This is a genomic window from Achromobacter sp. 1014246743 (genome assembly GCF_059760725.1).
On record NZ_JCBANA010000007.1, the window covers coordinates 108,584 to 117,637 of the forward strand.

Here is a 9,054-nt window from a genome sequence, read left to right on the forward strand (position 1 = left end):
GAAAAACGAGCGCCGTGTGCGCTCGTTTTTTTTTGCCTGGCGCGTCGGTGACGCATGGCATTGCGGGGCGCCGCACCCGGATGTCACTTACGTAGTATCGTTGACGGCCCCGGCCTTTCCGCTTCCCTCAGGTACATGTCTTCTTCATCGATCTCCGTTCAATTCATCCCCACAGGTTTTGTTCCGACCGACGAACAGAGAAAGATCCAGGCGTCACGGCATCGCATCAATCTGGTGCTGGCCAATGCGGGTGCGGCCAAGACCACGACGCTGGCGCTGCGCATCGGCGAAGCCATCAGCAAGGGAACCGCGCCGGAAGAGATCCTGGCGCTGACGTTCACCGATGAAGCCAGGCAGGTGCTGCAGGCACGCCTGACGGCCGTGGGCATCGCGTACAACACGGCCCGGCGGGTTCGCGTGCAGACGGTCGAGGAATTTGCGCGGCAGGTGCTGGCCGGGATGGAAGATGCCGTGCCGAGCGCGTTGGCGTCGGTGCGGGAACAGAAAGCGTTCGCGCTGGATGCGTTGGAGAACGTCGCCCCCAATAATCCGGACCGGGGCGATGTGCTGGATATCCGCACCCACAACACGGCGGTCAGCCAGTTTCTGGAGAATCTGCTCAAACTGAAGGCCACGATGACCCTCATGCGTGGCGGCGAAGGCAACGACGCGGAATTTGCCGCGGAAGGCCTTGCCATTCCGGTGACCGATTATCTGTGGGCCATCGAATATGAAAAACTGCGCATCGACCTGTTCGGGTATGTCGAGGCGCGCGGTTTTTTTGACGCTACCTACGACCTGGCCTGCACATTGCGCACGACGCCTGAAATGCACGAGGCCCTGCCCGCCTGCAAACTGGTGGTGTGCGACGAGTTGCACGACATCAACGAAGCGTCTTTCTGCATCATCGAGACGCTGTTGAATGTCCACCAGCCTTACTTTGTAGGCGTGGGGGATAAGGACCAGGTGATTTATTCACACCTGGGCGCGGACGATGCCTTTTTGCAGTATCGAATTGCGGCCAGCTTTCCGGACTGCGCGACGTTTCCGCTGTCGATGACCTACCGCCATGGTCCGCACCTGGCGTACGCCATGGAAGCGTTCAAGAACAAGGCGGTGGAGTCGAATCTGCCGCTGCGCACGGAGATTATCGAGACTGCCTATGCCGACCTGCCCGGCGCCTGCGGGCAACAGGTCGTCCAGGCCGTTCTTCAATGGAAGCAGGACGGCAAGCCGCTGGATGCCTGCTGCATTCTGTTTCGCGACCAGCATCAATCCATCGACGTCGAAAACGCGCTGATGCAGGCGCAGGTGCAATATCGCACGCTGACGATGCACAGCTATCTGCAACGCGACGAGATCCTGTTCCTGCGCGGCATGCTGGCGATTGCGCTGGGCGATTTTCATAACGTGGCGTCGCCCGAAACCCGGGCCGCCGTCGTGGAAGCGCTGGCGACGTTTGCCGAGGTGCCGCTGACGCCGCAAGAACTCAGCGAAGCCAAGGCGACGATCGCGCGGGACCCCGCCACGCTGGAGTATTTCTTCGAGGGCCAGATCAAGCGCGTCGGCAACCCGGCCGCCCGGGCACGCATCGAACAGGCGGTGGAATATCTGCGCAGCCTGGAGCCGGCTGCCCCCGCCCATGCCGCGCTGGAAGCGGTCTGCAACTTCGTGGAAATGGAAAAACTGGCGCAGCGCCTGTATGTCCACCCGTACGAGGCCTCTGTCGTGACCAAATGCGTGAGCGGCTTCATCGGCACGGCGCGCAACTTGAACCAGAACCTGACCGACTTTTCCGCATGGATCGGAACCGCGGAGAAAGTCGCCGGCGCGCGGCCGGGCAAGGCCACGGTGTTGCTGGACTGCGTGGCCAACGTCAAGGGCAAGGAATTCGACCACGTGATCCTGCCCTTTCTGGATCAGGGCGAGTTTCCGAATCCGCTGCGTGCCCTGGCTGAAGAGGAAAACCTCTTTTATGTCGCCGCCACGCGGGCAAAATCCCGGCTGACGCTGGTGATGGCCGAAGACCCCGCACGGCGCAGCCCGTTCATCGCCCGGATGCAACTGGCGGGCACGCTCAGCCGCGCCAACCATGCCGTTCGCCGCAATGTCGGCGCGCCCACCGCAACCGCGGGCCGCCGCGACCTGAAGGTGGCCTACGCCAACAAGGACGCCGTGAAGTCGCTGGGCGCGCAATGGGATCGCACCCGGAAGGTCTGGTACGTCCCCGACCACCTGGACCTGGAGCCGTTCAGGACCTGGCTGGCCGAGCCGTGATCCGTCCCCGCCATGGCTTTTCCGTAGGCCCGTTTATGATGTCGGGGTAGCGAGTCCGCGCAAATGCGGTACTCTCCCCTCCCCAATCATTCCCCCCGCAAGGAGCCCAACATGGCACAAGCCTCCGCCCGCCACATCCTCGTCTCGACCGAAGCCCGCGCCAACGAACTGAAGACGGCCATCGCCAACGGCGCCGACTTCGCTCAAGTCGCCAAGGAAAACTCCAGCTGCCCGTCCAGCCGCGACGGCGGCAACCTGGGCACGTTCGGCCCGGGCCAGATGGTCAAGGAATTCGACACCGTGGTGTTCAGCGCCCCGGTCGGCGAAGTCCAGGGCCCGGTGAAGACGCAGTTCGGCTATCACCTGGTTGAAGTGACCAGCCGCAAGGACTAAGTCCCCGCTGCTGCACGACAAAAGGCCGCCGCCAGGGTTTCCTGGCGGCGGCCTTGTTCATGGATTGAACGCTTGTCGTGCCGCAGGCGTCCGGCTGCGGGCTTATCCCGCTGGCCACGCGCCCCTACAGCAGATACAACCTGAACGGGTACGCGTAGTAGATCTGTTCGGTCCGGTTCACCCGGCCTTCGAATTCCTTGTAGAGCTGCCTGCGGGTCTGGTAAAGGGCGTCCATCGGGGCCTCGCCCTTGTTCAGGCCGCCAAAGAAATAGCGCAGCGTGAGCGTGGAGGAATGCCCGGCTTCGTTGCTGATGAGCGGCGCCACGTAATGACGCGCGCCGCTGCGGCGGGCGGCGTCGATGAAGGCCTTGCTCATGGCCAGCTGGCTGGCGTCCAGGTAGACCAGCTTGAAGGCGGCGCCTTGCAGGTCCTTGGCATACAGGTCGTCTTCGCCCAGGCCGATGGCGTCGTTTTCGTCTTTTTCGGGCTTGCCCCAGGTGGGGCTGACGACGCCTTCGCCGCTGATCAGCAGGAAATCGTAGTGGCTGCGGGCGAACATGTCGGGCGTGGCGGTGCTGATGCGCTGGAAGGTCGAGCCGGGATAGAGTTTCTGCACGTCACCGGTGGCGTCGTCGGGATCCGTTTCCAGGTCGCGCAGGATGAAACCCTTGGACTGCGGGCCAAGTCCTTTGACGGAAGGGGTGCGCCCGTCCGCGGCCGCAGCCTGAATCGCAGAGCCGCCGCCCAGCTTGTCGAAGCTGAACGCGACCGGCTTCAACACGAACAACGGCACCCCGTCGACGGGCAGCAGGTCCAGCGCGAAATGCATGGACGTGGGCTCGATCTGGAAGATGACGCACGGCGCCTTGCGCAGGCCAGGCAGCAGCGGGCCGAAGAGTTCATGGGACAGCACCGCCATGCGCGCGTCGAATCGCGCATCCAGCCGCCGGTTTTCTTCGAGCATGTCGTAGACGCGGCGAAACTCGCGGGACAGGATGCCGGCCGAGCGCTCGGGGTTGACGGTCTGCGTGACGGCGTCGAATTCGGCTTGCAGGGCCAGGCGGTCATCTTGCTGATGCACGCCGATGTGCATGCAGCGCTCGGGCGCGGTCGGGGCGACCGTGCCGGCGGCCGGGGTGGCCTCGACCGCCGCGGCGGCGATACCGGGCAAGGCGCCAGCCAATAGCGCCGCGCAGGCCAGCAAGACGCCGGACAGGCGTTGGGAAAGCAGCCCGAAGCGGCAGGCGGCGGTGGGGGACATGAATGAGACGTTTCTCGAAAACCAGACCCGCCCATGCTACGCACGAACCTTGTTAAGGTCTGTGAAGTTTGCGGCTGACTTTGTCGATGACGCAGGGGGCCATGGCATGGGGCATCACCCTGCCAGGCGATGCGTCCCATGATTGCGCCCAGCCGTGCGCTGCATCGCAGCACCGGATTCCCTATCAATTGATAATTTCTGTTCAGGTGACAGTCCGGACACCCTGCGACAGAATGGCCTGCACCCGGAGGAGACAACCGGGCCCCGCGAAAAACACAGAAGGTGCCAGGCCATGAAGCAGTCCAGGAACAAGGTCATCATCACCTGCGCCATCACCGGCTCGGTCCATACGCCGTCGATGTCGCCCCACCTGCCCGTCACGCCCGACCAGATCGCCCAATCGGCGATCGAGGCGGCCGAAGCCGGCGCGGCCATCGTGCACCTGCACGCGCGCCAACCGGATACGGGGCAACCCACGCAGGACCCGGCGCTGTACGCGCAGTTCCTGCCGCGCATCAAGGCCGCGAGCGACGTGGTGATCAACATCACCACCGGGGGATCGCCCATTCTGCCGCTGGCCGACCGCATGGCGCCCGCCCTGCGGTTCAAGCCGGAAGTGGCCTCGCTGAACATGGGGTCGATGAACTTCGGCATGTACGAGTTGCTGGAACGCTTCAAGGAATTCCGGCACGCCTGGGAACGCCCCTACCTGGAAGGCAGCAACGACCTGATCTTCAAGAACACGTTCAAGGACATCAAGCACATCCTCAGGTCGTGCAACGACAACGGCACGCGCTTCGAGATCGAATGCTACGACATCGGCCACCTGTACACGGCGGCGCACTTCGTGGACCGCGGGCTGCTCAAGCCGCCGTTCCTGATCCAGTCGGTATTCGGGATTCGCGGCGGCATCGGCACGCACCCCGAAGACGTGATGATGATGAAACGCACGGCCGACCGGCTGTTTGGCGATGACTACACCTGGTCGGTGCTGGCCGCCGGCCGCAAGCAGATTCCGCTGGCGACCCAGGCCGCGACGATGGGCGGCAATGTGCGCGTGGGGCTGGAAGACTCGCTGTGGGACGGGCCGGGCGAACTGGCGAAGTCCAACGCGGACCAGGTGCGGCGCATCCGCAAGATCCTGGAAGGGTTGTCGTTGCAGGTAGCGACACCGGACGACGCGCGCCAGGCCTTGCAGCTGAAGGGCGGCAGCAACGTCGCGTTCTGAACGCGTCGGGCATGCCTGCGCGCACGCCGGCCAGGCGGGCGCGATAACAACATCCAAGGGAGACAACACCATGAACAAGACATTGTGCGCGGCCGCGCTGGCCACGGCGCTGGGCTGGGGCGCCGCGGCGCAGGCCGATGACGGCGTGATCCGCATCGGCTTCATCACCGATATGTCCGGGCTGTCGGCGGACGCGGACGGCCCGGGCGGCGCCGAGGCCATCAAGATGGCGATTGCCGATTTCGGCGGCACGGTGGCGGGCAAGAAGATCGAGGTGCTGGTGGCCGACCATCAGAACCGCGCAGATATCGCGTCGTCGCGCGCTCGGGAATGGCTGGACCAGAAAGGCGTGAACATGCTGATCGCCGGGGCCAATTCGGCGGCGGCGCTGGCGATGGCCAAGGTGGCCGAAGAAAAGAAGACGCCCTTTTTCGTGGTGAGCGCGGGTGCGTCGGAACTGACCAATTCGCAGTGCACGCCCTACACGGTGCATTACGTCTACGACACGGTGTCGCTGGCCCGCGGCACCGCGCGCGCCATGCTCAAGGAAGGCAACAAGGACTGGTATTTCCTGACGGTGGACCATGCCTTTGGCCAGGCGCTGGAACGCGATGCGTCGGCGGTGGTCACGGCCGACGGCGGCACCGTCAAAGGCCGCGTGCGCCATCCGCTGAACACCGCCGACTTCTCGTCGTTCATCCTGCAGGCGCAGGCATCGGGCGCGACGGTGCTGGGGCTGGCGAACTCGGCCAGCGACACCAGCAACGCGGTCAAGGCGGCCGCGGAATTCGGCCTGACGCCCAAGATGAAGATCGCCGGCCTGCTGGTGCTGATCACCGATATCCACGCACTGGGCCTGCAAGCCGCGCAGGGCATGTACCTGACCACGGCGTGGTACTGGGACCAGGACGACGCCTCGCGCCAGTGGGCCGCGCGCTTCGAGGAGCGGATGAAGAAAAAGCCCTCGATGCTGCAAGCGGGCGACTATTCCGCCGCCACCACCTACTTGAAGGCCGTGGCCGCCACCAAGACGACGGACGGCGACACGGTGATGAAGTGGCTGAAGGCCAACCCGGTGAACGACTTCTTCGTCAAGGACGGCAAGATTCGCGCCGACGGGCTGATGCAGCACGACATGTTCCTGATGCAGGTGAAGACCCCGGCCGAATCCAAGGGGCCGTGGGACTACTACAAGCTGGTGGCTCGCGCCCCGGGTGACCAGATCTACACGTCGCCCGCCGAATCGACCTGCCGGCTGATGAAGCCCTGACCCGAAGGAGTATTCGAATGGCTGTGAAAAATCCTGTTCCCGGCGACATCGGCACCCTGCCCGTGGACCTGGCCGGCAAGCGCGTGATCGTGACGGCAGGCGCCGGCGGCATCGGCGCCGCCATCGCCGGTGCATTCGCGGCCCGCGGCGCGCGGGTCCACGTGTGCGATGTGGACGAGCAGGCCCTGGCGGCCTGCCCCCACCCGTGGTTGCGCGCCGACGTCAGCCGCCGCGATGAAATCGACCGCTACATGCAGGCCGCGCTGGAGCACCTGGGCGGCCTGGACGTGCTGGTCAACAACGCCGGCATCGCCGGCCCCACGGCTGGCATCGCCGACATCGCACCCGACGCCCTGGACGCGACGCTGGACATCAACCTGGCCGCGCAATTCCATACCGTGCGGCACGCGTTGCCGGCGCTGCGCCAGGCGGGCGGCGGCAGCATCATCAACATCAGCTCGGTGGCGGGGCGCATGGGCGTGCCGATGCGCACCCCTTACGCGGCCACCAAATGGGGCGTGGTGGGCCTGACCCGCTCGCTGGCGGTGGAGCTGGGCGGCTACGGCATCCGCGTCAATGCGCTGCTGCCCGGCCTGGTAGCCGGGCCGCGCATCGACCGGGTGATCGAGGCGCGCGCCCGGAACATGGGCCTGACGGTAGAAGAAGAAACCCGCCTGGAACTGGCCGGCGTCAGCCTGGGCCAGTTCGTCCGCGCGGCCGACATCGCCAACATGGCGCTGTTCCTGGCCAGCCCGTTTGGCGCGATGATCAGCGGCCAGGCGATCAGCATCGACGGCGACTTGCAGTCGCTGCCCTGGCAGCCGCCCGCGGATTGAGGCGCCCCTGGGGCCCTGTAGTGTTACAGGCCCCAGTCCAACAGCTGGATGGTATTGGCATACACGCCCTGCCGGCGCGCCTGGGCGCCGGCATGCAAGGCTTCCAGCAGGCGCTCGGCCACGTCTTGATTGGCGCTGTCCTTGCGGGTGATCAGCAGAAAATCGAACCACTGGCGCGACGTCAGCGGCAAGGCCACCAGATCCGGATAGGCCGACACGATATCGGACGCCGACAGCGCATTGACCAGGCTGATGCCACGCACCGCCCTGACCGTACCCGCCAGCAACGTCATGTGCGCCTGCATGCCGGACCGCAGCTGTAGCGTATCGGCGATGTCGCCCTGGGGCATGACGTAGTCCGACCACAAGGGCTGCACATACGTGTCCGGTGCGATATCCGCCACGGCCACCGTGCTGCCGTCTGCCAGCGGATGGTCGCGATGGGCAATCGCCATGACCTCGGTCCGCAGGAACGGCCTGAAACTCAGGCGCGCGCTGTCTTGCGACACAGCGCCCAGCCCGACATCGGCGCGCATGGTTTCCACCGCGCTGATGAGCTGCACGGACGATTCCAGATCGATCGAGAACGGCCGGGTGCCGTTGGCCTGCACGTAGCGGCGCACGGCGTCGGACGCGTAGTCCAGCGCCAACGCGGGCGACGTCGCGATGCGCAGGCTGCGGCCGCCGAACTGTTCGATGCTGTGCAGGGCTTCGTCGATTCGCACCAGTTCGTCCAGCACGAACTTGGCCTCGCTGTACAGGTACTGGCCGGCCTCGGTGGGGCGCAGCGTCTTGTGGGACCGGTCGAACAGCAGCACGCCGGTGGCGGCTTCCAGCCGCGAAATGGCGTGGCTGACTGCCGGCTGCGTCAGGTGCATGGCCTGCGCGGCCTGGCGGGTCGACCCCGTCATGACCACGGTGTAGAAGATACGCAGGTCGTGGATGTTGAAGTTGCGCTTCATGCGAGATCGCGGCTCCCGGTAGAACACGGCCGGCGGGGCCACGCCCCGCCCGGTTCCTGATTCTAGGGGGTATCACGGCTGATCCGCCCGTCGCCACACGGGAAATCCGTCCGGCAACGGGCAAGCGCCTGGCGTTACACCTGGTCTTCCGAGTAGATGCCGGCCGAAATGGTGGAACTGCCCACGATCAGCTCGCCGTACAGCAGCGGCACGGGATTACCCTGTGCCGTCGTGTTCACCGGGCCGTTGAAGTTGTACGACGCGCCGTTGTTGGGCCCGTCCTTGGCGCTCAACGCCCGCTGCTGGGGGCTCAGCATCTGGACCAGGCCCCCAAGGGCCATGGCCATGCCCATCGACGCCATGGCGCCCGAGAGCGTCATGGCGCCCCAGGCGATGGCGTTCAAACCAGGAATGAAGGACGCGACGATCAACGCCACCCCCACCACCACCTGCATCAGGCCGCCGCGCTTGGCGCCCGTCGGCATGGGCGCGATGCGGATGTCTTCGTTGCCTGCCGGCCGCGCAAGCTCGTCTTCGCCCAAGTTGCGCCGGCCGATGAAGCAGGCGTAGCGCACCCCCTTGGATTCGCTGTCGAGCAGGCGGTTTTCAAAGCCGGGCAGCAGGACGCACAGCGCACGGATCGCCTCGGACGTGCTGGACACGGCCAGCCGGGGCAACCCGCCAAACCCCGCGCCCAGCCCGCCGGAGAGGCGGGTGGGGTTTCGTTGTTGTTGCGTGGTCTTCTCTCCCCCGGGGTGTCCCTGTTTCCTCTACTCACTTCAGACTTCCCCGCCAACGTGGCTTAGTTTTATATCGTTCGCGTTTGT

The 9,054-nt window shown here is 65.4% G+C and carries 8 protein-coding genes; 5 read left to right on the top strand and 3 right to left on the bottom strand.

From position 1 onward, the window contains the following. Positions 1–135: 135 nt before the first annotated feature. The gene (locus AC6LJ2_RS05220) at positions 136–2,277 is read left to right on the top strand and encodes an ATP-dependent helicase (protein ID WP_498150958.1); all 2,142 of its coding nucleotides are present in this window, start codon (positions 136–138) and stop codon (positions 2,275–2,277) included. Positions 2,278–2,388: 111 nt separating this feature from the next. After that, complete coding sequence (locus tag AC6LJ2_RS05225; protein ID WP_263909261.1) at positions 2,389–2,670, top strand: peptidylprolyl isomerase; 282 nt, start codon at positions 2,389–2,391, stop codon at positions 2,668–2,670. Between the two features lie 124 nt (positions 2,671–2,794). On the opposite strand, the gene AC6LJ2_RS05230 is transcribed toward AC6LJ2_RS05225, so the two are convergent. Continuing rightward, entirely contained in the window at positions 2,795–3,931 is a 1,137-nt protein-coding gene (locus tag AC6LJ2_RS05230) for a hypothetical protein (protein ID WP_498150959.1), read from the bottom strand. Positions 3,932–4,223: 292 nt separating this feature from the next. Here AC6LJ2_RS05230 and kce point away from each other — a divergent pair, with 292 nt between their 5' ends. From kce to AC6LJ2_RS05245, 3 genes are all read left to right on the top strand, one after another. Then, positions 4,224–5,159, top strand: a complete 936-nt coding sequence (gene kce / locus AC6LJ2_RS05235) for a 3,5-dioxohexanoate:acetyl-CoA acetone transferase (protein WP_498150960.1) — start codon at positions 4,224–4,226, stop codon at positions 5,157–5,159. 70 nt (positions 5,160–5,229) lie between these two features. Then, positions 5,230–6,429, top strand: coding sequence for an ABC transporter substrate-binding protein (locus tag AC6LJ2_RS05240; RefSeq protein WP_263909258.1), 1,200 nt, complete (start codon positions 5,230–5,232; stop codon positions 6,427–6,429). 17 nt (positions 6,430–6,446) lie between these two features. Continuing rightward, positions 6,447–7,265, top strand: a complete 819-nt coding sequence (locus AC6LJ2_RS05245; RefSeq protein WP_263909257.1) for a 3-oxoacyl-ACP reductase FabG — start codon at positions 6,447–6,449, stop codon at positions 7,263–7,265. Positions 7,266–7,288: 23 nt separating this feature from the next. Here the strand turns inward: AC6LJ2_RS05245 and AC6LJ2_RS05250 are convergent, their stop codons facing one another. Further along, complete coding sequence (locus tag AC6LJ2_RS05250) at positions 7,289–8,227, bottom strand: LysR family transcriptional regulator (protein ID WP_498150961.1); 939 nt, start codon at positions 8,225–8,227, stop codon at positions 7,289–7,291. 134 nt (positions 8,228–8,361) lie between these two features. After that, on the bottom strand, positions 8,362–8,895 hold the full coding sequence (locus tag AC6LJ2_RS05255; protein ID WP_498150963.1) for a tail assembly protein: 534 nt from the start codon (positions 8,893–8,895) through the stop codon (positions 8,362–8,364). Positions 8,896–9,054: the final 159 nt, after the last annotated feature.

Coding starts and splice junctions, on each gene's coding strand:
- AC6LJ2_RS05220 (WP_498150958.1), top strand. CDS start 136: ATGTCTTCTTCATCGATCTCCGTTCAATTCATCCCCACAGGTTTTGTT.
- AC6LJ2_RS05225 (WP_263909261.1), top strand. CDS start 2,389: ATGGCACAAGCCTCCGCCCGCCACATCCTCGTCTCGACCGAAGCCCGC.
- AC6LJ2_RS05230 (WP_498150959.1), bottom strand. CDS start 3,931: ATGTCCCCCACCGCCGCCTGCCGCTTCGGGCTGCTTTCCCAACGCCTG.
- kce (WP_498150960.1), top strand. CDS start 4,224: ATGAAGCAGTCCAGGAACAAGGTCATCATCACCTGCGCCATCACCGGC.
- AC6LJ2_RS05240 (WP_263909258.1), top strand. CDS start 5,230: ATGAACAAGACATTGTGCGCGGCCGCGCTGGCCACGGCGCTGGGCTGG.
- AC6LJ2_RS05245 (WP_263909257.1), top strand. CDS start 6,447: ATGGCTGTGAAAAATCCTGTTCCCGGCGACATCGGCACCCTGCCCGTG.
- AC6LJ2_RS05250 (WP_498150961.1), bottom strand. CDS start 8,227: ATGAAGCGCAACTTCAACATCCACGACCTGCGTATCTTCTACACCGTG.